Origin of the sequence: Microbacterium mitrae, assembly GCF_008017445.1 — a bacterium.
GTDB lineage: Bacteria > Actinomycetota > Actinomycetes > Actinomycetales > Microbacteriaceae > Microbacterium > Microbacterium mitrae.
In genome coordinates this window covers 784,148-809,747 of sequence record NZ_VRSW01000001.1, presented here as the reverse complement: position 1 = coordinate 809,747, position 25,600 = coordinate 784,148, and the positions used below count along the sequence as shown (strand labels likewise).

Sequence of the window (25,600 nt, the reverse complement as noted above, 5' to 3'; positions counted from 1 at the left end):
GCACTCGTCTGAATCGCCGCTCGTCGGAGTCGTCATGGGCTCCGACTCGGACTGGCGCGTGATGGCTGACGCCTCCGCAGCCCTCACCGAGTTTGGCATCGCCCACGAGGTCGAGGTCGTTTCGGCTCACCGCACGCCCGCGAAACTGCATGAGTACGGAACCACGGCGCGGGCGCGCGGTATCAAGGTGATTATCGCCGGTGCCGGTGGTGCAGCGCACCTGCCGGGCATGCTGGCATCGGTGACAGCGCTTCCGGTGATTGGCGTGCCGGTTCCGCTTGCCCTGCTTGACGGCATGGATTCGCTGCTCTCGATCGTGCAAATGCCAGCGGGAATTCCGGTTGCAACGGTATCGATCGGCGGTGCGAAAAATGCCGGGCTTCTGGCGGCACGCATTCTCGGCGCCAGCGATGAAGCCATCGGCGATCGCATTGAAGCGTACGCGCGCGAGCTTGAGGCTCAGGTCGAGGAGAAGAACGCGCGCCTCAAGGCGTCCCTATGACGGCGGCCCGCAGCGGCGCCGCCCGCACGACCAAGCCGATGCGGTATCCAGACGTCACCAGCGCCGATGTGATGACGCGACGCGGCTGGTGGCTGGTGCTGCTCGGATTCTTCATTCCTGGTTCCGCACAGGTGCTTGCTGGCAACCGCAAGCTGGGGCGCGTGGGACTTGCCGCGACGCTGACGCTGTGGTTTATCGCGCTGGTTGGCCTCATCGTGTTTTTCTTCGCACGCGACTGGTTCTTCATTGTGCTGGATCAGACGTGGCTGCTGTACCTGGCGCGCATCATCATGATTGCTTACGCCGTGCTCTGGCTGGTGCTGGCCGTTGACACCTTGCGCCTGGTGAAGTTTGTGCGGGCGAGAAACGGTGCCCGCATCGGTATTGCGGCGCTTGCGACCGCCCTCATGGTGGTCAGCAGCGGCGGCGCGCTCTATGCCGCCAACATTGTTGGCGTGACGGGCGAGACGCTCGACAGCGTGTTTCAAGACGGGCCGGTCGCCGAACCTGTTGACGGGTATTACAACATTTTGCTGCTCGGTGCCGACAGCGGCGAGGGCCGCGATTCGATGCGCTTCGACAGCATTTCTGTGGTGTCGGTCAATGCCGAGACCGGCCAGGTGACGATCACCGGTATTCCGCGCGATATGCCGGGTGTGCCGTTTGCGCCGGGGCCCATGCAAGACCTGTACCCCAACGGCTACGAGGGGCACGTTGACTCCGAGTGTGGCTGGGAGGGCAAGATTAACCAGCTGAACACCGAGCTCGGACTCTGCCGCGACGGCGCAGCGCTCTACCCCGACGCCGTTGCCAATGGTTCCACCCCCGGCATCGAGGCAACGAAGGATGCCGCCGAGGGCGTGCTCGGCATGGAGATTCCGTACTACGCGTTTATCGACATGAACCACTTCGCCGCGCTCATCGATGCTCTCGGCGACGTTGACATCAACGTGATCGAGCGGCTGCCCAAGGGCGGCGGCCCGGCGTACGAGGGCCAGAGTGCCGACGAGTGGGCGATCGGCTGGATCGAGGCCGGCCAACAGCACATGGATGGCGATACCGCGCAATGGTACGCACGCTCGCGGTACACCACGAGCGACTGGGATCGCATGCGCCGCCAGCGCGAGCTGCAGGCCGCGATTCTGGCGCAGTTTGACCCACAGACGGTGCTGCTGCGCTTCCAAGACATCGCGCAGGCCGGAAGTGATCTGGTCGACACCGACATTCCGAAGGGGCTGTTGAGCAAGCTCGCGGGCCTTGCCGAGAAGTCGCAGCAGTTGGAGATGGTTTCGATCGAGCTGGTTCCGCCGCTGGTTGACCCCGATTACCCGGACTATGCCGCGATTCAGCAGATGATGCAAGACACGCTGCACCCCGCCGCGCCAGAAGACGAGGGTGGTGAAGGCTAGGCGCGTGCGCCAGCATAGCGATATGGGTGTGACGCTTCGCTTCGTTGCCGACCAGCTGGTCGCGCCAACCGATGCTGACCTCGAACAGGCCAGTGGTGATCTTTTGCAAGCGCTCATTGCGTCGACCCCGCGTGGGTGCGATGTGGCGGCGATCGTGCCGAGCGGTGATGAACACCTCGCCTCATCCTTTTCTGGGCTGCGTGAAGTGCAACCCGTGGGGTTTGGGCGGCGCGAGTTGGCGGCGTCGTGGCAGCTCGGTATCAGCGGAACCGTCGGCGGCGGGTTGATCCATTCGGCCTCGCTGATGGCGCCGCTCGTGCGCCATGACCGGGCGAATCGCGGCGATCAAACCGTTGTCACGCTGTGGAACTACGACGCGTGGGAATCCAAGGCCAGCATGACGAAGACGCAGCGCCTGTGGACGCGCGCGATGCTGAAGCGCGCCGTCAAGCATGCTGACGCGATCGTGGTGCCGAGCTTCGCGCTCGCCGAAAAGCTCAGCGAGCGCCACCGATTCGGCGAGCGTATTCGCGTCATCGCCGGGGCGGCGCCCTCGCGCTTTGTGGTTCCGAGCGACGCCGTCGCTCGCCTCCGCGACCACAATATTCCGGCATCGTTTGTGGTGGTTCCGATTGACGACATGCCGCCAGCAGACATTGCGGATGCTCTGGCGGGCGCGGCGGGTGGCGTGACTGCCGAGCGTGACGTGGTGATTGTGGGTGCCGCAGAGGGTACGGAACCACAGATCGCCGATATGGCTGAGGCCGCCGGGATTGCGCAGCGTCATGTGCACGTGCGTGGCGTGATGGATGCCGCAGACCGGGCCGCGGTGATGGACCGAGCCGACGTTGCGGTGTTTGCGGGTTCGCGCGTGGCGTGGCCGTGGCGGATCATCGAGGCGCTGCGGCTCGGCATTCCCGTGGTGGCAACAGACAGCGCGCTGCACCGTGAGGTGGTTGGCGACGGTGGATTGGTTGTTGCTGCCAGCGACCTCAAGGATGCCGTCGCGCAGGCTGTCGGCGACGAGGCCGAGCGTCTGCGGGTGCTTTCCAGCGACCGCGGGCGCGCCTACTCGTGGCAGAGCGCGGCCGAGCAGGTGTGGCAGCTGCACGCCGAACTGTAGGTTCTGCTGCCGCGGTGAGGCTCCGCGGTTTCGCGACGCGACCCACGCTTGCGCGGCTTGTGGTTCCGGTGTCTCTTTTGTGGTTCCGGTGCCTGCTTGGGGTGCTGGGGCGCGGCTACTCGCGCATGACGGCGACGGCCTCGTGTGATTCGCCGTCGAAGCGCACCTTGCCATCGCGCAGCACGATGCCGCGTTCGCAGAGGTCGGCGACCATGTTGAGGTCGTGAGAGACCACCACGAGTGTCTTGCCTGCGGCGTGCATTTCGCGGATGCGTGCGATGCACTTGCGCTGGAACGGCTCATCGCCGACCGAGAGGATCTCGTCGATCAGCAGCACGTCTTGCTCGGTGTGGATCGCGACGGAGAACGCGAGGCGCAGAAACATACCCGAGGAGTAGTGCTTGACCTCGGTGTCAATGAACTGCTCGATCTCGCTGAACTCGACGATGGATTCGTACGCCGCTTCGGTCTCTTTTTTGCTCATGCCGAGGATGGCGGCGTTGAGGAAGATGTTTTCGCGGCCGGACAGGTCGGGGTGAAAACCTGCACCGACTTCGATGAGGCCGGCGACGCGCCCGCGGGTTTGCACCTTGCCGGTGTCGGGGGAGATGACTCCCGAGATCATCTTGAGCATCGTTGACTTGCCGGAGCCGTTGAAGCCCATGAGTGCGACGGCTTCGCCCTCGCCAATTTCGAACGAGACGCCGTTGAGTGCGTGAAAGTCGCTGGTCAGCTTCTTGCGCTTGATCGCGGCCATCGCGGTCTCTTTGATGGAGTGCGTGTGGCGCAGGCGGAACGACTTGTGCACGTCGTCGACGACGATGCGGGGGAGCGTGGCATTAGAGGTCTTGGGCAAAACGACCCTCCAGACGGCGGAAGACGAGTTCGCCGCAGATGAGAACAACGATCGCGATGATGAAGGCGATCAAGGCGTGCATACCGAGCTCGGGGATGGTGGTGTCGGCAACGCCGGCTGTTTCGGGGCCGAGCGGAATCCAGAGACCGTAGTGAAAGAGCTCCACCGCCACGGTGATGGGGTTGAGGAGGTAGAGCTGGAAGAGCCAGTTCGGAACCTCGGATGCCACCATCGTCCACTTGTACATGACGGGGGAGGCCCACACCGAGATCATGGTGATGATTTCGACGAAGCTTTGGGCATCGCGGAACGTGACGTTGATCGCACCGAACAGCATGCCAAGGCCGGTGGCGAGCATGATGATGATGATCAGTCCCGCAACGATGGCCGCGATGTGGAGGAAGGACGGGGTCCAGCCGAAGAAGATCGCGATGATAGCGACAACGATGATTTGCGGGATCGTATTGACGAGTGCGACCAGTGTGGATGCGATCGGGAACATCTGCCGCGGGAAGTAGATCTTCTTGATGAGGGCCGCGTTGTCAATGAGGGAACGCGTGCCGTTCATGAACGCTTCGTTAAAGAACGTCGTGACGGTGATACCAGCCAGCAGGTAAATCGGGTAGAACTCGATCGCCCGGTTCATGCCCATGAACACGCCGAGGGCGAAGAAGAAGACCAAGAACTGGATGAGCGGCTTGACATAAGACCACAGCCAGCCAAAGGCCGAGCCGCGATAACGCAGCCCCACCTCTTTCTTGATGATGAGGCTGAGGAGGTACCGTCGCCTAAAGACATCGAACAGGCCAGATTGGCCGCCGGGAGACACCAATTTGGTGTCGCTCACAGTTGCATCGGGCACAGCCTATCCTTCACCTCCGCACGCTCCTCGGGTCAGAACGTCATTTCATCATAGTAAGTTCGTGGTCGGCCCCTGGTCATTCAAGGGGAGCCGTACAGTATCATCCCTGAGTGCGCGGCGGACATTCGGCAGTCTCCAGGTTACCCATTGGTAGGCTTTGGAGGTTATCCGAGCTCCATATCTGAAAGCGTTCCAGTGACCATCGAATTCGTTCTCGGCCAGCCGGCACTCTTCCGCATTCTTGGTGACCCCCCATACTTCCCGGAGCTTTCAAAGCGCGAAGCTCGAATCACCGTAGGCGCGTTGAATTTTCACGCACTCATGGCACCGGAACGGGTTCTTGAGGTCCACTTTTACGATGGCAACTGGGAAACCACGCCGCGTACTTCCGATGATTCGACATTCACTGGAAGATCGCGCCATAATCGCAATCGGACGCGCACTCTCCGGATCGAGAGTCTCATGCGCGCTGAGGATCCGGCCCGCTGGGCGGGGACGGAGCACGCGCGGGAACTCATCGCTCCACCGCGTCGACACATCCACATTTCGCGCGATGCCGTCCTGAAGTATGACCCACCGCGCAACATCGCACGAGACCCCATCCGCAAGGTGATGAGCGCTGTCCGAGCAAAAACACCCTTGTTGTACGACGACGCACGCGATCTCGAACTCTTGCGACATCGTTATCCACTGACGCACGCCGTTGAGCGTCGCGCATATGAGGCAGAGTTTGCCCCCGGTGGGAACCACCAGGAAAATGAGATCGTTCCCGCGCCGGCAGCGTTCGACGGAGCGCCTAAGGCAGTCATCGTGGGAATGCACTGGTTAGAAACCGGTGGTGCGGAGCGCTGGGCATTCGAAACCGTACGTCTTATCCGCGAGGCGGGTTTCTTGCCGATCGTCATCAGCAACCGCGATTCACACCATCCGCTTATCACGCGCCCGGAGTTCGACGGCGCCATCGTGATCCCATTCTCCGAGCCCACGGCGCTCTCTCAAACGCCCGGGGTCGAAGAACTCTTGCGGGCAGTCTTCACCAACTTTGATGTGCATGGCGTCGTGGTACACCACAATCAGTGGCTGTACGACCGACTGCACTGGATCCGCGCTTCGCGGCCAAACTTGCCTGTGGTGGACTCGACTCACATTGTCGAGTATCGAGGTGGCGGCTATCCGGTTAGTAGCGCACTCGTTGCTGACGCGATCACGACTCACCATGTGATCTCGCCCGCCCTTGAGCGCTGGATGACGAATGTGCAAAATATCGATCCCGCGACTCTCGTCATGGCGCCGCTCATCGGACTGACTGCGAATCCTGAGGACGGCACCTTCCGTGAGAAGGCGCCGGGAGAAACTTTCACGGTCGCCTTCATTGGACGCATGAGCCGGCAGAAGGCGCCGGAAGTGTTCATTGAAATTGTTGCCCGCGCGCGAAAAGCCAACCTTGGGTTGCGCTACATCATGCACGGCGATGGGGAACTCTCGGGGCTCATGGATGATCTCATCCGCGCTGAAGGGCTGGAGAGCATTATCGAACGTCGCGACTCTTCTGTTCCTGTTGCTCAGACACTGGCTGAGTCGCACTTGCTTGTGGTTTCTTCGCACAACGAAGGATTGACGCTCACAACCTTTGAGGCGCTTGCGGCGGGGGTGCCCGTGATCTCAACAGACGTTGGAGCGCAATCGGATATTGTTCCGCCCGATGCTCTCGCACCGCGTTATGCACGCTCCGCTGTGCGCTCGCTTTTCGAAAAGCTGGCTGTTCTGTCTGTCGATGAACAGGCTCGCCGCGAACTGTGGGAAGTTGAAAGGCAATCGGAGGCTGTTTTGCTTTCACATCAATCAGCGAACGCATGGTTCGCGCAGGAGGTTTCACAGTGGTAAACGTTGCAGCAGTCGTAGTGACGTTCAACCGTCTGGACAAACTCAAGACCGTTATCTCGTCCATCGAGGCGCAAACGCTCCAGCCGTCAACCCTCATCATCATCGACAATGCATCGACAGACGGTACGGATCAGTATCTGAGCTCGCTGACGAGCACGTTGAACGTTGAGATTGTCACGATGAAGGAAAACACGGGTGGTGCCGGCGGATTCGCAGAAGGCATGAGTCGCGGATACCGCGCGGGAGCTGACCACGTGTGGATCATGGACGATGACTGCTATCCGTCCGAAACCGCACTCCAGAATCTCGTGGTCGGTTTCGACGAAGCGGTTGCGGAGCTCGGTCCGGATGTTCCCTTCGCGTGCTCAGCGGTGAAATTCGTTGACGACACGCTTTGCGAGATGAACAACCCTGTCCCGACATGGGACTGGGGACGTCTGCTGATCAAGGGGCAGCAGAATGTCATGGTGACGAGCTGCTCTTTCGTCTCGGTGCTAATTCCACGGTGGGCGATCGCGGAATACGGTTTGCCATACTCCGAGTACTTCATCTGGTTCGATGACAAGGAATATACGATGCGCCTCACCCACCGGTGTCCGGGAGTGCAGGTACTCGATAGCGTGGTGACGCACGACATGGGCGAAAACAAAGGCGTCAACTTCGCGGATGTTAACTCGAAGAACGTATGGAAGTTTGCCTACGGAGTACGCAACGAATCATCGTACCTACTTCACCATCGCGGTTTCCTCTACTACGTCGAGTTCGGAATGCGACTATTCGTGTCGTTGCGCCGGGGGCGGGTTGCGATTCAACTGAGGGGGAAACTCATGGGCAAATGGCTGCGAGGAATCACGTTCAATCCGAAAGTCTCACATGTTGACGATGTTCCTCTGACGCGAGCCTAGAAGCGCCATGACAACGTGGATTGAGTTTGTCCCCACCGTTCTGGTGGCGATCGCGGTAATTGTCGGCCCAGGGGCTGCCGTTGCGCTTTCGTTGCGCCTACGTGGGTGGCATGCGGCGGCGTTGGCTGCACCGCTAAGTGTCTCGCTGATAGTCGTCGCATCCGTGCTCGGCGGATGGTTCTCGATTCGATGGTCCATTGCGCCGGTGGTCGGATTGACTGCAATCGCGTGTCTTGCTGGATGGGGGTGGTCGCGCTACATCAGTCGCGACCAGCGGAGGAGTGTCCGCTGGCGCCTGCCGTCATGGGCAAGTCTGGCCGCAATCGCGATTCCTGGCCTGGTAATTTCCTTTATCCTTCTCCGCGCGATCCAAAGTCCTGAGCTCTTCTCGCAAAGATACGACAACTTCTTCCACCTCAACGCGACCCAGTATGTGCTGCAGACGGCGAATGCGTCGCCTTTCTGGCTCGGAACCATGACGTCCAACGAGAGCCTCGCCTTCTACCCATCCGGTTGGCATGCCCTTGTCTCTCTCGTTGCGCAGTGTTCAGGTGCGTCAGTCGTCGCGTCGACAAACGCGACAATAGTGATCGTTGCTGCACTAGTTTGGCCGCTATCCGCCGTCTATCTTGTTCGAGTGCTCATGGGCGGGGGGCGAGCAGTCACGATTGGGGCGGGCATCCTCTCCTCAGCGTTCCCCGCGTTCCCGTACCTGCCCCTTCACTACGGCACGCTTTACCCGCTATTTCTTGGTCTCGCGATTGCACCGGTGGGCATTGGGCTCCTAATCCGGCTGGTGAGACCCGGCAAGCTGGGTGGGCGATTCGATACTGGACTCGTGTTACTCCTCACGATCCCGGGAATCGCTGTCGCGCACCCTGGAGCACTTCTTGGCGTGATCGCGCTTGGCTTCGCCGCCGTTGTCGTCTCCGCGGTGGTGGCATTCCGACGGGCAGTGACTGCTCAACGGCGCGTCACAATAGCCAGCTCGTTGGCTGGGATTGTGGTGATCGGGATTGGAATCTGGCGTGTGGTTAGGCCGCCAGCGGACCAGATCTATTGGCCGACGACGGGGAGCTTCGCTCAAGCGATCGGTGATGTGGTGATGGCCGCACCTTACGGCTATCCCGCCGCGTGGCTCGTCGCAGCGTTGACATTGACTGGAACTGTCGTCGCGTTGGTCCACCCAACGCTGGGCAGGGCTACCGCACTCGGAATGGCATTGGCCGGAAGCGGCCTTTACATCGTCGTGGCCGGGTCACCGTCGGAGCTTGTTCGAGCCTGGCTAACGGGTCCGTGGTACAACAATGCTCCCAGGCTCGCGTCGATTTGGGTTATTGCTGTCATCCCACTCACTGCGTTAGGAGCCATGTGGATCGTGCGTCGGGTGAGCCGCCTCGCGCGCTCTAGGCGGGCTCGGATCGCCATAGGCATGGCGGCTATCGCGCTGGGCGTCCTCGGAGCGCAGGGAGCTGCAATGGACCAGGCCAAAGCCGATATCGCTTACACGTACGGGGACGGGCATGGTGCTGGTCCGATCCTCAGTCAAGGCGAGTTCGACTTGATGATGCGCCTGGGGGATCTAGTGCCCGCCGAAGCGGTGATCGCGGTTAATCCATGGAACGGGAGCGGGTTCGCTTGGGGTATCAGCGGGCGAGAGGTCTTGATGCCTCACGTGCTCATGGATACTCCGGCCGACGTCGCCGTGATAAATGACGCGCTCGATGGCGACGCGGTATCTTCTGAGCTTTGCGCGGCAATTTTGGAAAACAATGTGCAATTTGCACTGGAGTTCGACGGCGGAGACTTCATGGATCATCCCGCGGCTACGTTTGCGGGCCTGGACAACCTGTCTTCATCCGACAACGTTTCATTGGTTGCCGAGGAACCCGGTGCTCGGCTGTTTGAAATCACAGCATGTGAGGCTCCCAAATGACCATCGAAATCTTCCTTCCCTTCTGGGGAGACCCCGGACTCCTGTACGAGACGGTGGACTCCGTTCGCGCTCAGACTCGTGATGACTGGAAACTGATCGTGTTGGACGATCAGTACCCAGATCTCACCGTTGCGGACTATTTTTCGGCACTGGATGACGATCGCATCACGTACATCCGTAACGAGAAAAACCTTGGCATCACCGACAACTATCGCGAGGCGATTTCACGGGCGACGACGGAGTTTATTTCCATCTTGGGATGCGATGACCTGTTGCACCCGAACTACCTAGACGTGATTCACCGCACGATTTCAGCATTCCCAGACGTTGACGTAATCCAGCCTGGCGTTGAAATCATCGATGAGCATGGCGTCGTGGGTACACCCCTGGTTGACCGTGTCAAGCAGGGGCTCCTTGCTCCCAAGATCTCAAATGGCGTTGCCGTCCTGCGTGGCGAGGAGATGGCTACGAGCTTGATTCGCGGCGATTGGCTGTATTGGCCTTCGCTGACCTTCAAGACGGAAACGCTAAAGCGCATCGACTTTCGCGATGGGCTGCCCATCATCCAGGATCTCGCTCTCCTCATGGACATCGCGTTCCAGGGCGGCGCTCTCGCATATACCCCGGAGCTCGCCTTCTCCTACCGTCGACATGGTGCGAGTGCATCGCAGAAGACGATCATGGATGGTCGTCGCTTCCGCGACGAGCGAACGTACTACAAGAAGGCGATCGCACTCGCGAAACAGCATGGATTTAAGCGCACCGCGCGCACCGCGCGCATCAGGCTGATGTCTCGGCTACATGCGATCACCGAAATCCCGGGCGTTCTCAGGCACGGAAGTCGGGCTGGACTACAATCGACTCTGGCGCACGTTTTCGCGATCTGAGCGAGAGCACCGTGGCACAGACCGTGCCCGCAACATACTTGGAGGCGTTTCGCATGTCAGAGCACGTGCTAATCACCGGCGGTGCCGGCTTTATCGGTACCCGCCTGGCGGCACGGTTTGTGAAAGCCGGGTACACCGTAACGGTGCTCGACTCCCTCATCGCACAGGTGCACGGCGACGACCCCAAGATCACATCACCGCTGCTACGTTCGCTCGATGGCGTCGCCAACACGGTGCATGGCACAGTGACGTCGAAGGACGACCTGCGCACCGCGCTGAAGGGTGCGACGATCGTTGTTCACCTTGCTGCGGAGACCGGAACTGGGCAGTCCATGTACGAGATCGATCGCTACGTTGACGCGAATGTAGGCGGCACAGCCAAGCTTCTCGACATCATTACCAATGAGCCCAATGAGGTGAAGCGCGTCGTTATCGCGTCTTCGCGTTCCATCTACGGCGAGGGTAGCTACCGAACTGAAGACGGTCGCCTGGTTTTCCCGAATCACCGTGTTGATGCAGACATGGCGGGCGGCGACTTCGACGTTCACATGCCCGGTGAGGGCCCGCTCACGATGGTCCCGACCGACGAGTCAGCGCTGCTGCACCCGTCAAGCGTTTACGGCATCACAAAGCAGATGCAGGAATCGCTCATCATGACGGTAGCTCCGACGATCGGCAAGGAAGCTGTGTCGGTGCGCTATCAGAACGTTTACGGCCCTGGTCAGTCGCTCAAGAACCCCTACACCGGCATCCTCTCGATCTTCTCGACCTTGATCCGTCAGGGCAAAGAGATCAATATCTTTGAGGATGGCCTCGAGAGTCGTGACTTCGTGTATATCGACGACATCGTTGAAGCAACTTTCCTCGCCGCGACACTCCCGCAGGCCGCAGGCGGGACCTTCAATGTTGGTTCCGGCGTCGCGACCACCGTCAACGATGTCATTGCAGCGCTCTTTGATGCGTTCGGAACCACGGTGCCGACGAAGGTTTCTGGTAACTATCGACTTGGAGACATCCGTCACAACATCGCAGACACAACCGCCCTGCGGGATGTGCTCGGTTACGAACCGCAGGTTGCGTTTGCGGACGGCGTGAAGCGGTTCGTGGAATGGGTTCTTACTGAGCCTATCGAGGGAGACAACTACGAACGCTCGCTCGCCGAGATGGCAGAGCGAAACCTCCTCAAGTGACGACATCATCCACGCGGCTGCCCTCACCGAGCCGCGGCAAGAGCCGCGCGTTCTTGTATGAAGTGCAGGCGCTGCGCGCCGTCGCCGTCTTGCTCGTCGTGGTGTACCACCTTTGGCCAGGGCGACTTTCTGGTGGGTTCGTCGGTGTCGACGTCTTCTTCGTCATCTCTGGTTTCCTGATTACAGCTCACCTTCTTACGCCACTTGTAGAGACTGGAAAAGTGGCGCTGGGGCGTTTCTGGGCGAATCGGGCGTGGAGACTTCTTCCAGCGTCGTTGCTCGTCTTGGTAATCTGCTGGATTTTTACATTCTTTGCCGCGCCTGTCAGCACAGCCTCGAACGCCTTGCGGCAGATTGGCGCATCATCGGCATACGTCGTGAACTGGGTTCTCGCGGGCGACGCCGTTGACTATCTCGCCCGGGACAACGAACCGACCATCGTTCAGCATTATTGGTCTTTGTCGGTCGAAGAGCAGTTCTACCTGGTCTGGCCTGTGCTACTCGTCGCTGTTTGCCTGATTCTGGCGGTATTGGCTCGACGCCGGGGCAAGCGGAGTGCCGCTGGCCGCATGACCGGACTAATGATCTTTGCCTCGATTCTTATCGTTGTGTCTCTTGCGTATTCGATTTGGACTACCCACTTTTGGCCGTCGCGCGCCTACTTCGACACGTTCGCACGCGCGTGGGAATTCGCCGCGGGGGGGCTCCTCGCGATGGTGGTGGCGAGGTTCCCCGCTGCAATTGAGAAGTTCCGGGCGTCTCACGCGGTGTCGACCTTGGGTTTGCCCATGCTGATCGGCATGGCAATGATCCTGGGTTCAGCCCTGCTCATCGACTCCGCTACGCCATTCCCCAGCTTCTGGGCGGCTGTTCCCGTCGTTGGTGCTCTATTGGTAATTCTCGGCGGAATGCCCAGCGGCAGATTCCTCGCCCGCATTACCGGTGCACGAATCGTTCAATTCTTCGGCGACATCTCATACTCGCTCTACCTGTGGCATTGGCCCATCATCATTGGGTTCGGGCAACTGGCGGCGAGAAAACACAGTGTCCTGGAGGGGATCGCAATCTTTGTGATCGCGGTTCTGCTGGCATGGATGACGAAAGTCGCGGTCGAAGACCCGGTGCGCAAGTACGGCCGAGCACGGAAGTCGAGCTGGTCAGCATTAGGGCTGGCGGCAACGGGAGCGATCGTTCTTGTGGTTGCATCGACGGTTGTTGTCACGCAGCGCGCTGAGGCCGCGGCTCAGCAGCAAGAACAGCGTGCTGAGTCTTTGGTCCAGACCGACGGCTGCGTCGGGGCAAACGCGACGCTTGGTAATGGTGAATGCCTAACGCCGTTCGATGTCACTCCTGGCGCGTCTCCGGTCCCTGCTGAGCAGGATCTCAATCCCGACTGGTGCCTGACCTGGTTCGATGAGGATTGGCGATCCTGTACTTTCGGTGATGACAGCGCCCCAGCTGCTCAGACCGTAGCGATTGTTGGAGATTCCCACGCGGCAGCCCTGACCAACCCGTTCGGGGACTGGCTTGCGGATGAAGGTTACAAGCTCGAGACCTTCACGCGTTTCGGATGCCCGGCGCTGAGCCCGACTCCGATTGGGCTGCGCGCGCAGACCCCCGAGACAGAACAAGCATGCGCTACTTGGTCGGAGCGAGTCATTGACGAGCTCGTCCAGCGGGATGATATTTTGCTCGTCATTTTCACGTCGTTCGAATCTGCGTATGCGACTCCGGAGGAGCCGGGTGCCGTTCAGCTGACGTCGGCCAACATCGTAGAGTCCTTGAGCGCAGTGGCTGCGAGCGGAAAACAGGTCGTCCTGCTGCGTGACTTCGCATCAACGGGCGCTGTTGATGTGCCGACATGTGTCGCAGCAGCCGCGGACCCAGCTTCGGAGTGCTCCGTGCCGCTTGATATCGGTTACCCGGCAACACCATTCGACGAGGCGATTGAAGCGCTCGGGAACCAAATCAGAGTGGTGTCTCCGCGGCCAGCGACGTGCGATGAGAGTGCTTGCTACGCTGTCGTCGGCGACGTGCTGGTCTACGCCGACGATAACCACGTCTCTGAGTCGTTTGCAAAGTCCCTTATGCCCTACTTGGGGCGCGCCTTGATCGACGCGCAACCGCTCGACGTGTCGAACCAATAATCTGTTGTACTGATGAATGTGATGGGTACTGATGGCTCGCGTACTGGTTGATCTCCTCTCCTACACCGGTACCAAAGGCGGTATGGAGACGTATACGCGCGAGGTTTATCGCGCGCTTGGCGCCATGAACACGGGGTGGGAGTTCATCGGCTATGTATCGAAAGAGGGAGCACAACTTGACTTATCGTGGTTCCCTGGTCAAATCGTTGAGTCGGAGATCTCCGGGGAGAATCGGTTTGTTTGGGCGTGGGGTGAACTAACGCAGGTCGCAAAGGCTGCGAATAGCGCGAGCGCAGATCTCATCCACGCGCCGGCGACGCTCGGACCCAGGAAGTCGGCCATGCCTACTGTCGTGACCATGCACGACATGCTCTACTGGAGCCACCCTGAACTCATGACGACTCCGCTTTACACTAAGCCCGTGAAATGGATGGAGCAGCAGGCAGCGAAGAACGCCACGCGCATCGTGACGATCAGTCCCACCTCCGCGCGCGAGATCACCAAGTACCTGCATGTTCCAGAGGAGCGGATTGATGTGATCCCTCTCGCTGGCGCGGTGCCGTCTGGTATCGATCGTTCTTTGGCCAGCAGTGAGGGGGCACTCATTCTCGCCATGGGTAACCGTCGCCCTCACAAGAACTGGCGTGCTCTCGTTCACGCGTGCGCCCGTCTGCCGGAAGATCAGCGTCCACGGATTGTGATCACGGGGGGCCGCGGTGATGACCCGCTTGCTCCGCTCGTAGCTGAGCTCGGTGTTCAACGATGGGTGGAACTTCGTGGCTGGGTCGATGATGCCGAGGTTCAGCATTTGATGTCCACTGCCACGGCGCTGGCTATTCCTTCGTATGCGGAGGGATTCTCCCTTCCCACGCTTGAGGCGATGGGAGCAGGAATTCCGGCGTTGCTCAGTGACATCGAAGTACACCGCTACGTCGGCGGGGACGCGGCGAGATACTTTGCGCCCGACAACCACGATGCGCTTGCGAGACTCATCGCTCAGGTCGTCTCTGACGAGAATCTGCGCGCGACAATGGTCACCGACGGTTATGAGCGTGCCGCAACGTTTACGTGGGACCGCACGGCGCGCGAGACCTTCGCTTCCTTCGAAAAGGCGCTGATTTAGGCAGCGTTCGGTTGCGGGCGCAGCGAAAGCAGATGGAAGACTGCGCCTGCCGCTGGGGCAAGCACGATTGCGGCCAGCACCTGGGCGTGCCAGTTGCCAAGCGGTAGAAAGAGCGTCGCGATGGTGATGACCGCGGCAAGTGCCCAGCCGCTGACGTATGCTGCGTGCTTACCTACCGCGAGGACGGCCGGTGCCGTGATACACATTACGCCCGTCAGCCCAGCGCTCAATACGATGATCGCGAAATCGACGGCACCGAGCGCGTATTCGCCGCGATAGAGCCACTGCAACAGTCCCGGTCCGATCCACGCGGCAACGGTCGCGAGCATGGCAGCGACGAAAAATAGCATGCCTGCGTATCGCATCACGGTGGCTCGCGCGTGCTCTGGTCGCGCGCGAAACTGAACGATGAGATAGCTTTGCAACGCCATCACGGGAACGACGAGTGGTGCCCGCGTGAGCGTGATTACGAGCATCAACGAAGCAACGAGCGTGACGTCAGTTGCGCTCGCGCTCGCGCGTAACAGGAAAGGGAGGCCACTAATAAGGATCCCGGTTGCAAACGCCGCCGCGACTGTGCTCAGGGTTCCTGATACAAGGGTCCGCGCGGTCGCATCAACCCGAAGCTGGCGTCGTACACGACCGCCCACGACCAGGAACAGAATGACGGCGGCGAGGAGGAACGGGAGGGCAACCGCCCATCCGAGCGCCGTCATGCCGAGTCCGAGTGCAAGGACTCCGGCCATGAGTATGAGACGAATAGCGGAGTCCGCCACCGTCATCGCCGCGACACCGCGCCAGTTCCGCGTGCCGTAGAGTGCCGCGCTCAATCCAGCAACGAGGGTATAGCCGAAGACTGCAATAGCCAACGGTGCTGCAAGCCCCGCTGTGTTCTTGCCGAGTACCGTTTCGCTCAACGGGAAGAACACTACGGCGACAATGACGGCTGCGATGATTGCCGTCGCCAAAATGAAGCGTGCGGCAAGCGGCCATCGCGCACGCGAGTCGTTTGGAACCACCGTGTGCGAGACACGGGTCAGTTCCTGTTGCACGCCGCTGAGGGCGGAGACGAGGAGATACGTGATCGCCCAGAATGCGCCGAAGGTAGCGTAGTCAGCCGCACCCAGAAAGCCTGGAACAACCCCTTGGATCAGATAGCCGATAGCGCCAGCGATGACGGTCGCGATCAGGATGAGGCTCAGCGCGCCCCGCCCAACCGTCGGCTCATCAGGTGAGTCTTCAGACGTCATTCGGCTCATTTGATGGGGCACCATGGCCGGCATCATTGGTGTGTATTTGATTCTGCAGTCGCTCGACATCAGCGCGGAGAATTGCGATGTCTTCAGCTGCCCGCCGAATTTCGTCTTCGGCTTGCGACTGTTCCCACGACAGGTGCAATGTCACCGCCATGAGGAGCATGATCGCGATCGAGAACAGGAGATTGACCGGGAGCTCAACGCCCACCCATTCAGTCACCGCGTACAGAGCCTGGGGAATACAGGCAAGCACAAGCATCGCTGTGCCGATGAGAATCCAGAAGAACGCGTACTTCTCCCGAAGTTTACGCGTCAGTAGCATCCAGATCACGACGCCAAGCATGGCGACGGCTAGGACAATTCCGGCGGGTATCATGCTGAAGCCTCCAGGCGGCGGTCCTTGCCGGGCCGACGCATCACCGCGAGAGTGAGTGCGAACACGGAACGTAGCAGGTAGATGGCGGAGCCAACTGGCCCCTTGCTGGGCTGACCGTGTACGCGTGGGCGCATAGCCACAGGAACCTGACTCACGGTGAGGCCGGCGTGGCACGCCGCTACCAACGAATCGAGTGTGTCGCCGAGGTATTCGGCTGGGTAGTAACGCACATATTGATCGATGGCGCGCTTGTTTGCCGCGCGAAATCCGCTCGTGACATCAGTCAGCTTGGTCTTCGCGACGCGCGAGACGACGAAGGCGAGCACAACCATTGCCCACTTGCGCGGACCTCGCACAGAGTAGTCGCCCTCCGTGCTGAAGCGCGCTCCGATGGAGATGTCGGACTGATCGAGGCCGGCGAGCACCTTTTCAATGTCGGCGGGATTGTGTTGACCATCCGCATCGACCTGGATTGCCCGCTGGTAGCCTTTCCGCTGCGCGTAAGTGAACCCGGTACGCATCGCCCCGCCAACCCCGAGGTTGAACGGCAACGTGAGAACCGTCGCACCCGCTTCGCGGGCGACGGCGGCCGTGTCGTCGTGCGAACCATCATCAACGACCACCACGTCGTAGCCTGGGTCCGTTGCCAGAATTTCCCGAACCGTGTTTCCGACGTTTCGAGCTTCATTCCAAGCGGGGACGATGATGAGTGCGGAATTGGGAGGAGCGCTCATAGTGTTGCCAGTCTACGTGGAAGTTTTGGAGAACCCTTGAGCCTTTACGGTCATTTGTTCTCTATGACAACGCGCCCGTCAGGGAACAAAGTGATCGTGCCGTTCTCGAAGCTCTGCTGAGCGCCACCTTGGAAGGGGACTTCATTGCTGATGGGCCAGCCCAGTGAGCCCGTGGCGCCGCCCATTGAAAGATACTCTCGATGGAGCACGCCGCGGGTGACAAGTTTTGCTCGCGGGGTCGCATAGGCTTGGCCCCCCTGGAAAAGCTGGGTGGCCCCGTCTCGAACGAGCTTCTCTTTGCCAATCGGGAAACCCAGGGGGCCAGCAAAGCTCCCAGCCTCGTTGTGCGCAAGCAGGATCACCCCGCGCAAAGCATACGACCCGGCCCGACTCGTCGCGATATAGCCTAGGGCGAAGGGTATGGTCGTGCCGCCGGCGATCGAGGTTGTGGTGCCCGTCGGGTACCCCAGAGCATCGATCCCGCCGGTAGCAGCAAACGCCTCGTACTCGGCCCCTGTGAGCGCACGGGCGGGTGCGCCGAACGGTACAAGAATGACTCCGCGTTCGAACTTTTGGTAGACACCCGCCGAGGTCGCGATCTCGCCAGATACTGGTGCGCCGATCGTCGGGGTTCCACCCGCGTAGCGATAGATCGATAGTATGAGCCCAAAAATGGGGTGCGCCGAACCCTTCCGGTTCGTCATGATGACCCCGCCAACAAACTCCTGCACGGAGGTTCCATCAACCTCATAGGCGGTGAGGATAGGTGCACCGAGGCGTCCCGCAACACCGCCGTTTGCGTCCCAAGCCTGCGCCACCGATGCCGTCATAGCAACGGTAGCCCGGCTGGTGCATACAATTCTTCCGGTCTCGAACGTTTGCATCGCTCCGCCGAGGATGGGAGTCTCCGCGCCCGTGGCGCCGCCCAGGGCACTCGTTACACCTCCGAGTCGGTCATATTCGCGTTTGACCGCACCTCCTACCGCCTTCGTTTGAGAACCAACCTTCGTCAAGGTGAGGAGCGCAAATCGTTGTGAGTATGACGATCCTTTTTGGCGTTGCGACTCTTGTGCGACGCCAACCGTGGAGGCTCCGCCCAGGCTGTTGAACGAAGAGGCGAACGTCGTAATTGTGAAGGTTCCAGCTTCTGATGAGTGGATTGCTCCGCCCTTAAACGACTGAAGCGTTGACTGTCCGGTTGTCGTGGCGTTCGCGGTCGGGCGGCCGAGGACGCCGCCATCGAGGCCCTGCAAAGCGAACTCGGAGTTGATCGTGCCACGTACCGTGATCGCCGTCTTCCCGAGGCGGAACACCGAGCCCTTTGTGAAGGCAACGCGAATGAACGAGTCTGACGACCCTGTCTGGCCCGAAGACGGCCATCCCAACGACCCGCCGGGGCCACCGTTCGAATCGAGCCAGTCAGACCAGCCCTTATCCAACGCAAATGTACCGGCAGCTGACTGGTAAGTCGTGCCACCCTCGAATGTCTGGATCGAACCGTCCTTGACAGGGTGGGCGCGGGAAGTGGGCCACCCAAAGTGTCCGGAGACTGTGTAGTAGACGGACATCATTGGGTCGCCAATGGCGTATGTGCCGCCGCCCGACTGGGAGAAGATTCGTCCTGCGGCGAACTCTTGGTATGCACCGCCGCTGACATTAACGATGTTGCTGCTTGGCCATCCGATACCGCTCGCTGGGCCGCCTACCAGACGATACTCATCTCGAACCGCTCCGGCTGTCACAAACACCTGCCCGCTCGGGGTGGCGAAAATGTCCGCTCCGACAAAGCTCTGCGAGGTTCCACCGTCGGGCCATTTCTTGCCTTTATCGGTTGGCGCTCCAACCCAGCCCGTTGAACCCCCCTGGGCGGCCCAGTACGACTCGATGGCCGCGGAAATGGTTGATGATCCGCCTTGCGTGGAGCCGAACCAGTCCTCGAAGAAGTTGTAAAAGTTTCGGTTGCCATATGCCGAGCAACCATCACCCGTACCGTATCCGGCGCGCAGCGCTGCGGCGTTCGGCTGATATGGCGTGTAGTAGTACAGCGCGGCGGTGGCCTTGTTCTCAATATAGACGGGTGCGGAACCACAGGATTGGTTCGGGTTGTAGAGAATGTTCCACGTCTTGCCCGGTGCATACCAAGTGAACCAGCGTCCCTCCGCGTAGATCTGCATCTGACGCGCTGCGCCGTAGATCTGGTAGAAGAATCCAGCGAACGCGGGATCACACGGCGCTGTGTCGGGGCATCCCTGTCCGAGAGCCATGTCGTAGCGCCATTGGCTTGGCCACGTGTGGGTCACGAGGCTCTGTTCCTTCTCAAGCATGACGATAAGCACCTGCGGGTTGATACCGCAGGAGACAGCCGCTTTGTAGATGATCGTGGCAGCACTTTCGTTGGCCGCGCCGCTGTACCCGTCGCAATACGCGTCGGCCGCGCGATTCGGAGTGGTCTGCCGGTAGTCCTTTAGACACGTGTAACCGCTACGGCAGGCGCCACCCTTCGACTGCAGGAAGGACTCAACCTGCGCCTGCGTCATCGACGCAGAATTGAAGAACACTGCGTCGGAGATGATGTTTCCCGCGCGAAAGTTTGCGAGATTGGCGGCCGGAACGATTTCGTGAGCGGAACGAGATTGGTCGATGGTTGGCGGGACTATCGGGCTTGCCATCGGGGATGTACCACTTGCGAGCGCCGTAGAAGGGACGAGCGCGGAGGCAACGATGGCGAGCACCGCCACGAGCGCGCCGATTCGACGCTTCGTGCGAGCAAGCGGGCGCGGAGTGGTGGGGGAGAGCACGACTCCATTGTGCCTGGTGTCGAGATTTCTGAGGGATGCAACACCGTAATTCGGCTCGAGCGGCCCGGTGCGTGCTCAGGAATTAGAAGGTGTGCTGTGCGACGATGGACGGTGTGAAGGGCATTATTCTCGCTGGCGGTTCGGGTACTCGGTTGCATCCGATTACGCTGGGCGTTTCGAAGCAGCTGGTTCCGGTTTATGACAAGCCGATGGTGTACTACCCATTGTCGACGCTGATGTTGGCGGGGATTCGCGATATTTTGGTGATTACGACACCCCATGACGCGACTCACTTTGAGCGGCTGTTGGGGGACGGTTCGCAGTTTGGCGTGACCATTTCGTTTGCGCAGCAGGAGTCACCCGACGGCTTGGCCCAGGCGTTCACTATTGGTGCGGATTTCATTGGTGATGATTCGGTCGCGCTCGTGCTGGGCGACAACTTGTTGTACGGCCCCGGGCTCGGATCGCAACTACAGCGGTTCGCGAACATTGATGGAGGGGCGGTCTTTGCCTACTGGGTTTCGGGGCCGCAGGCGTATGGCGTTGTGGAGTTCGATGCTGACGGCAACGCGATCTCGTTGGAGGAGAAGCCAGCCCACCCCAAGAGCAACTACGCTGTTCCGGGTTTGTATTTCTTTGACAACGATGTGATCGAAATTGCCCGGAACTTGCAGCCGAGTCCGCGCGGCGAGTACGAGATCACGGATGTGAACTTGGAGTACTTGCGACGCGGAAAGCTGCAGGTTGAGGTATTGCCGCGAGGAACGGCATGGCTAGATACCGGGACGTTTGACCAGATGACGGATGCGGCGGAGTATGTGCGCACGATGGAACGTCGTACGGCGCTCAAGATCGGTGTCCCGGAAGAGGTGGCGTGGCGTCGCGGGTTCCTCTCGGACGAGGAGCTTCGCGAGCGTGCGGAGAAACTCGTGAAGAGCGGCTACGGCACGTACTTGTTGGAATTGTTGGAGCGGGGTCAGGGATGAGTCGTCTGCTGGTGACCGGCGGTGCCGGTTTTATTGGTTCAAATTTTGTTCACCATGTTCTGGAGCACACGGATCATGAGGTCACGGTTCTTGACAAATTGACGTATGCCGGGAACCGGGATTCGCTTGCAGGGTTGGAAGACTCACGGTTCACGTTTGTGCAGGGTGACATCGCCGACGCCACTCTTGTCGATTCGCTCTTCGCAGAGGCGGATGCTGTCGTGCACTATGCGGCGGAGTCGCACAATGACAACTCGCTAAACGACCCGCGACCATTTTTGGACACGAACATCATCGGGACCTACACGCTGCTTGAGGCGGCGCGTCGGCATGGCACGCGATTCCACCACATCTCGACGGACGAGGTGTATGGCGATCTCGAACTTGATGACCCGGAACGTTTCACCGAGTCGACCCCGTATAACCCTTCGTCGCCGTATTCGTCGACGAAAGCCGGCAGCGACCTGTTGGTGCGCGCTTGGGTGCGTTCGTTCGGTGTGGGTGCGACGATCTCGAATTGTTCAAACAACTACGGGCCCTACCAGCACGTCGAGAAATTCATTCCGCGTCAGATCACGAACGTGATCCGCGGGATCCGTCCGAAACTCTACGGCGCGGGGCAAAATGTCCGCGATTGGATCCACGCGGACGATCACTCCTCCGCTGTCCTCACCATTCTTGACAAGGGTGAGCTCGGAGAAACGTACCTGATTGGTGCGGACGGTGAACGTAACAACAAAGACGTCGTCGAACTCATCCTGGAACAGATGGGGCAGCCTCGCGACGCGTATGACCACGTCACCGATCGGGCAGGTCACGACCTTCGGTACGCGATCGACTCCGCGAAGCTCCGCACCGAACTCGGCTGGGCGCCTCAGTTTGGCGACTTCGAAGCTGGACTCGCCGCCACCATTCAGTGGTACCGCGACAACGAAGCATGGTGGGCTCCGAGCAAAGACGCCACCGAAGCGTTCTACGCAAAGCAGGGACAGTGAGCATCGAATTCTCGAAACCGTTAGCCACAACTGAAACGACGATCCCTGGGCTGTTGCTTGTGCAACTTCCGGTACACGGCGATAGTCGGGGTTGGTTCAAGGAGAACTGGCAACGCGAGAAAATGCTCGCGGTTGGGCTCGAAGATTTCGGACCCGTGCAGAACAACATTTCTTTCAACGATGCTGTTGGTACGACTCGTGGCATTCACGCTGAGCCGTGGGACAAGTATGTCTCAGTCGCAACGGGACGTATTTTTGGTGCTTGGGTTGATCTGCGTGAAGGGCCATCCTTCGGTGCAGTGTTCACGGCTGAGCTGGACCCATCGGTAGCGATTTTCGTCCCGCGCGGGGTCGCGAATTCATACCAAACTCTCGAGGAAAATACTGCGTACGTGTACCTTGTGAACGATCACTGGTCACCGGATGCGCAGTACTCTTTTCTGAATCTCGCCGACGAAACCGTGAACATCGAGTGGCCGATCCCTCTTGATCAGGTTGAAATTAGCGAGAAGGACCGTAACCACCCGCGTCTGGCCGACGTCACGCCGATTACGCCCCGGAAGACTCTCGTCCTAGGCGCTGACGGACAACTTGGTCGCGCGTTGCGCGACATGTGGAAGGACCGTGCCGATGTAGAGTTTGTCGGTCGAAGCGGTCTGGATCTGACGAGCGACGACCTGCCAACGGCTCGACGTTGGAAGGACTATGCCATCATCGTGAATGCGGCGGCGTACACGGCTGTTGACATCGCTGAGACTCCTGGTGGGCGAATCGCCGCGTGGGCGATAAACGCTACGTCTGTCGCACGCCTCGCCGCCGTGGCTACGAAACACGACATCACGCTTGTTCATGTGTCCAGTGACTATGTCTTCGACGGCACCTCGACGGCCGAATACGACGAATCGGCTCCGCTCGCACCCCTCGGCGTGTATGGGCAGACCAAGGCCGCTGGTGACATTGCCGCGGCAACCGCGTCCCGTAGCTATGTCATCCGCACTTCCTGGGTCATTGGCGACGGCAACAACTTCGTTAGGACCATGGCTTCCCTTGCGGAGCGCGGAATCAATCCGCGGGTCGTCGATGATCAGTTCGGTCGGCTAACATTTGCCGTTGACATCGCCGCAGCGATCAAGCACCTTCTTGACGCGCGTGCTCCCTATGGCACGTACAATGTGACCAATACCGGCGAGCCACAAACGTGGGCGAACATCGCGCGGACGATTTTCGAGCTCACCGGACACGATCCCAACCGAGTCTCATCCGTCACCACAGATGAGTACTTCGCGATGGCTTCAACTCCCGTCGCGCCCCGGCCCCGAAACTCTGTATTAGATCTTGCGAAATTGGAAAGTACCGGGCTGATCCCCCCGCTGGCGAGTGACCGCTTGGTTGCGTATCTGAAGGTCGACGTCGACTGACTCCCGTCACTGATGGCGATCAATCTCAGCAATCTTGGAAAGTATGAAGAACCCAATCGTCGCGCCTCAATCACGCGTCATACGGCAGCGAGCCGAACGATCTCCGCAGCCGGATAGGATTCGCAAGATCCGTCCTGATGTGCAGGCATTGCGTGCAGTCGCGATAACGGCCGTCGTGCTAAACCACCTCTTCCCGGCACGGTTAACCGGGGGATACGTAGGTGTAGACGTCTTCTTCGTCATTTCCGGGTACCTGATTACAGCCCACCTGGTCCGTGAGATTGCGGCGTCAGGCACAGTAGCTTTCGGCGCGTTCTATGCGCGGCGCATCAGAAGGTTGATTCCTGCGGCGCTGGTCGTTCTCGCGAGTGTGAGTTTGGGAGTGTGGTTGTTTCTCCCATACTCACGGTGGGAAGACAATGCGATTCAGATTGCCGCGAGCGGTGCGTACGTCGAGAACTGGGTGCTGGCGGCGCTCTCGGTGAACTACTCTGCGCACAACGATGCGGCGAGTGCGGTGCAACACTATTGGTCGCTGTCCGTTGAAGAACAGTTCTACATCGTCTGGCCCATCTTGCTCATCATCGGCGGGTGCTGGCTCTGGCGGAGGAGCACAATCTCGTTAGTCCTGCGCTTGGGAATCGTCGTCGCGCTTGTGACTGCCGCATCTTTCGTGTCAAGCGTGATTATGACTGCTCTACATCCGCAGGAGGCCTACTTCGTTACCTATACGCGAGCCTGGGAGTTTGGTGTTGGAGCTCTTGTGGCGCTCGCCCCCTCCGCGCGATTCAGGGGAAGGGCGATTGTCTCAATCATCGGGCTCGGGGCGATCGTGGCTGCTGCAATTGCATTCACCCCACTCACGCCGTTTCCCGGCTATTGGGCGTTGATCCCTGTCCTCGGTACGGCGCTCGTCATATACGCCGGCCCGGGGGTCGAGGCGCAGGGCGTGGCGGCGAAGGCATTTGCATTCAGGCCAGTGCAGTGGGTCGGTGACGTTTCCTATTCCCTCTATCTCTGGCATTGGCCAGTGCTTGTCATTCTCCCGTTCGCGCTAAGCCGGGAAGCAGACACAGCGATGAAGGTGAGCGTATTGGCCGTATCACTTGTGCTGGCCTGGCTGACTCGTCGCCTCGTGGAGTTGCCCGCTCAACGCCTAGGGTTCTGGACCAAGTCAGTCCGCGCCAGTTTCCTCTCCATGATCGCGGGAATGCTCGCTATCTCCCTCCTATGCGTTGGCCTCGTGCTTACGGCAAGGTCCGAGGCGCCAACGACCTCGCCTGAGGCACCGCTGGAGGTCGGCATTTGTCTGGGCCCAGATGCGGTAGGAGAGCCAGGATGCGATCCGTTCGGAACGCCGGTCGACACCGCGGTGATGTCGAGTGTGAATGAGTATTTCTATACACCAGATGAGTGTGGGGATTTCATTGGGCCGCTGTCGTACGGGGAGACTCGCACAACGCACGTTTGCGACTTTTCGAACGGCGCACCGACGAAGCGGGTTTGGCTCGTCGGAGACTCGCACGCTCAGCAGTGGCAAGGGGCGATATTCGACTTAGCACGAGAAAATCAGTGGGAACTCAGCATCAGCTACTACGGCGGGTGCCCTGTTGCCGACATCGACTTCGTCGGATTCAACTCTGAGTGGGGTGACTCCGATGCGGAGCAATGCAATCGTTGGTCCGATGAAGTCGCGGACTATATCGAGGAAGATGCCCCTGATCTTGTCATAACATCAATGGCCGCGCGCGATCAACTGATTGACGGGGCAACGGGGGCGGATGCTTCGGAAGCCTTCGCAGAGGGGCTGAATTCGTACTGGACTCGATGGACTGCGGCCGGGACAGATGTTGCCGTTATCGCGGATAGCCCACATAACATTGCCGTACGACCAGGCGACTGTCTCCTCATGAACGAAGAAACTCCGATTGAGTGCGCTCGACCCCGTGCCGTCGCGGCGTCTTCGGACCCACTCATGATGGCTGTTAAGGCCAGCAACAACCCAAACGTCTTCGCTATAGACCTGACGGACAAATTTTGTGACGCAGACGCTTGCTATGCGGCCGTCGGTGGCGAACCAATTTACTACGATCACGATCACCTTAATCTCGTGATCGTCCGTATGCTCGCCGACGACATCGGCGCCATTATCAGCAGTCACTCTGGGGCGATGAGATAGGCTTTTTGAGGCTCTCTCACCCGAAACTGCTCGG

General features: G+C 59.9%; 19 protein-coding genes and 1 pseudogene. 14 read left to right on the top strand and 6 right to left on the bottom strand.

The features are described 5' to 3' along the window. Positions 1-34: 34 nt before the first annotated feature. The 3 genes from purE to FVP60_RS03865 are packed head-to-tail and all read left to right on the top strand — an operon-like array spanning position 35 to position 3,034. Entirely contained in the window at positions 35-502 is a 468-nt protein-coding gene (gene purE, locus FVP60_RS03875; protein ID WP_147825498.1) for a 5-(carboxyamino)imidazole ribonucleotide mutase, read from the top strand. Continuing rightward, positions 499-1,911 carry an LCP family protein gene (locus tag FVP60_RS03870; protein WP_147824923.1) on the top strand — a complete coding sequence of 471 codons (1,413 nt, stop codon included), beginning with the start codon at positions 499-501 and terminating at the stop codon, positions 1,909-1,911. The genes purE and FVP60_RS03870 overlap by 4 nt, the downstream gene beginning before the upstream one ends. Positions 1,912-1,933: 22 nt before the next feature. Further along, complete coding sequence (locus FVP60_RS03865; RefSeq protein WP_147824922.1) at positions 1,934-3,034, top strand: glycosyltransferase; 1,101 nt, start codon at positions 1,934-1,936, stop codon at positions 3,032-3,034. 115 nt (positions 3,035-3,149) lie between these two features. Here the strand turns inward: FVP60_RS03865 and FVP60_RS03860 are convergent. After that, positions 3,150-3,734, bottom strand: a pseudogene (locus FVP60_RS03860) (ABC transporter ATP-binding protein); the annotation flags it as partial. Positions 3,735-3,873: 139 nt separating this feature from the next. Further along, positions 3,874-4,752 carry an ABC transporter permease gene (locus FVP60_RS03855; protein WP_147824920.1) on the bottom strand — a complete coding sequence of 293 codons (879 nt, stop codon included), beginning with the start codon at positions 4,750-4,752 and terminating at the stop codon, positions 3,874-3,876. A 195-nt stretch (positions 4,753-4,947) separates the two neighbouring features. Between FVP60_RS03855 and FVP60_RS03850 the strand changes: the two genes are divergently transcribed. From FVP60_RS03850 to FVP60_RS03820, 7 genes are read left to right on the top strand one after another with little or no spacing between them, the layout of a single operon-like run. Continuing rightward, entirely contained in the window at positions 4,948-6,636 is a 1,689-nt protein-coding gene (locus tag FVP60_RS03850; protein ID WP_147824919.1) for a glycosyltransferase, read from the top strand. Beyond that, positions 6,606-7,541 carry a glycosyltransferase family 2 protein gene (locus FVP60_RS03845; protein WP_147824918.1) on the top strand — a complete coding sequence of 312 codons (936 nt, stop codon included), beginning with the start codon at positions 6,606-6,608 and terminating at the stop codon, positions 7,539-7,541. The genes FVP60_RS03850 and FVP60_RS03845 overlap by 31 nt, the downstream gene beginning before the upstream one ends. A 7-nt stretch (positions 7,542-7,548) precedes the next feature. After that, positions 7,549-9,477, top strand: a complete 1,929-nt coding sequence (locus FVP60_RS03840; protein ID WP_147824917.1) for a DUF6541 family protein — start codon at positions 7,549-7,551, stop codon at positions 9,475-9,477. After that, positions 9,474-10,364, top strand: a complete 891-nt coding sequence (locus FVP60_RS03835; RefSeq protein ID WP_147824916.1) for a glycosyltransferase — start codon at positions 9,474-9,476, stop codon at positions 10,362-10,364. Before FVP60_RS03840 ends, FVP60_RS03835 begins: the two co-directional genes overlap by 4 nt. Positions 10,365-10,417: 53 nt before the next feature. Continuing rightward, complete coding sequence (locus FVP60_RS03830) at positions 10,418-11,554, top strand: NAD-dependent epimerase/dehydratase family protein (RefSeq protein WP_147824915.1); 1,137 nt, start codon at positions 10,418-10,420, stop codon at positions 11,552-11,554. Beyond that, complete coding sequence (locus tag FVP60_RS03825; RefSeq protein ID WP_147824914.1) at positions 11,551-13,701, top strand: acyltransferase family protein; 2,151 nt, start codon at positions 11,551-11,553, stop codon at positions 13,699-13,701. Before FVP60_RS03830 ends, FVP60_RS03825 begins: the two co-directional genes overlap by 4 nt. A 31-nt stretch (positions 13,702-13,732) precedes the next feature. Further along, positions 13,733-14,824 carry a glycosyltransferase family 4 protein gene (locus tag FVP60_RS03820; RefSeq protein ID WP_147824913.1) on the top strand — a complete coding sequence of 364 codons (1,092 nt, stop codon included), beginning with the start codon at positions 13,733-13,735 and terminating at the stop codon, positions 14,822-14,824. On the opposite strand, the gene FVP60_RS03815 is transcribed toward FVP60_RS03820, so the two are convergent. From FVP60_RS03815 to FVP60_RS03800, 4 genes are read right to left on the bottom strand one after another with little or no spacing between them, the layout of a single operon-like run. Further along, a complete protein-coding gene (locus FVP60_RS03815; RefSeq protein WP_147824912.1) occupies positions 14,821-16,074 on the bottom strand; it encodes a lipopolysaccharide biosynthesis protein in 1,254 nt (417 codons plus the stop codon). The genes FVP60_RS03820 and FVP60_RS03815 overlap by 4 nt on opposite strands. Then, the gene (locus FVP60_RS03810) at positions 16,064-16,456 is read right to left on the bottom strand and encodes a DUF2304 domain-containing protein (protein ID WP_147824911.1); all 393 of its coding nucleotides are present in this window, start codon (positions 16,454-16,456) and stop codon (positions 16,064-16,066) included. The genes FVP60_RS03815 and FVP60_RS03810 overlap by 11 nt, the downstream gene beginning before the upstream one ends. Next, on the bottom strand, positions 16,453-17,190 hold the full coding sequence (locus tag FVP60_RS03805) for a glycosyltransferase family 2 protein (RefSeq protein ID WP_147824910.1): 738 nt from the start codon (positions 17,188-17,190) through the stop codon (positions 16,453-16,455). Before FVP60_RS03805 ends, FVP60_RS03810 begins: the two co-directional genes overlap by 4 nt. Positions 17,191-17,240: 50 nt before the next feature. Beyond that, positions 17,241-19,988, bottom strand: a complete 2,748-nt coding sequence (locus FVP60_RS03800; RefSeq protein ID WP_147824909.1) for an LGFP repeat-containing protein — start codon at positions 19,986-19,988, stop codon at positions 17,241-17,243. 113 nt (positions 19,989-20,101) lie between these two features. Between FVP60_RS03800 and rfbA the strand changes: the two genes are divergently transcribed. Genes rfbA through FVP60_RS03780 form a run of 4 tightly spaced genes read left to right on the top strand, consistent with a single transcriptional unit; the run spans position 20,102 to position 25,566 of the window. Beyond that, positions 20,102-20,974 carry a glucose-1-phosphate thymidylyltransferase RfbA gene (rfbA, locus tag FVP60_RS03795; protein WP_147824908.1) on the top strand — a complete coding sequence of 291 codons (873 nt, stop codon included), beginning with the start codon at positions 20,102-20,104 and terminating at the stop codon, positions 20,972-20,974. After that, positions 20,971-21,969, top strand: coding sequence for a dTDP-glucose 4,6-dehydratase (gene rfbB / locus FVP60_RS03790; RefSeq protein WP_147824907.1), 999 nt, complete (start codon positions 20,971-20,973; stop codon positions 21,967-21,969). Before rfbA ends, rfbB begins: the two co-directional genes overlap by 4 nt. Beyond that, positions 21,966-23,387 (top strand): sugar nucleotide-binding protein, encoded by a 1,422-nt coding sequence (locus FVP60_RS03785; RefSeq protein WP_147825497.1) that lies wholly within the window; start codon positions 21,966-21,968, stop codon positions 23,385-23,387. The genes rfbB and FVP60_RS03785 overlap by 4 nt, the downstream gene beginning before the upstream one ends. 43 nt (positions 23,388-23,430) lie before the next feature. Beyond that, positions 23,431-25,566 carry an acyltransferase family protein gene (locus FVP60_RS03780; protein ID WP_147824906.1) on the top strand — a complete coding sequence of 712 codons (2,136 nt, stop codon included), beginning with the start codon at positions 23,431-23,433 and terminating at the stop codon, positions 25,564-25,566. Positions 25,567-25,600: the final 34 nt, after the last annotated feature.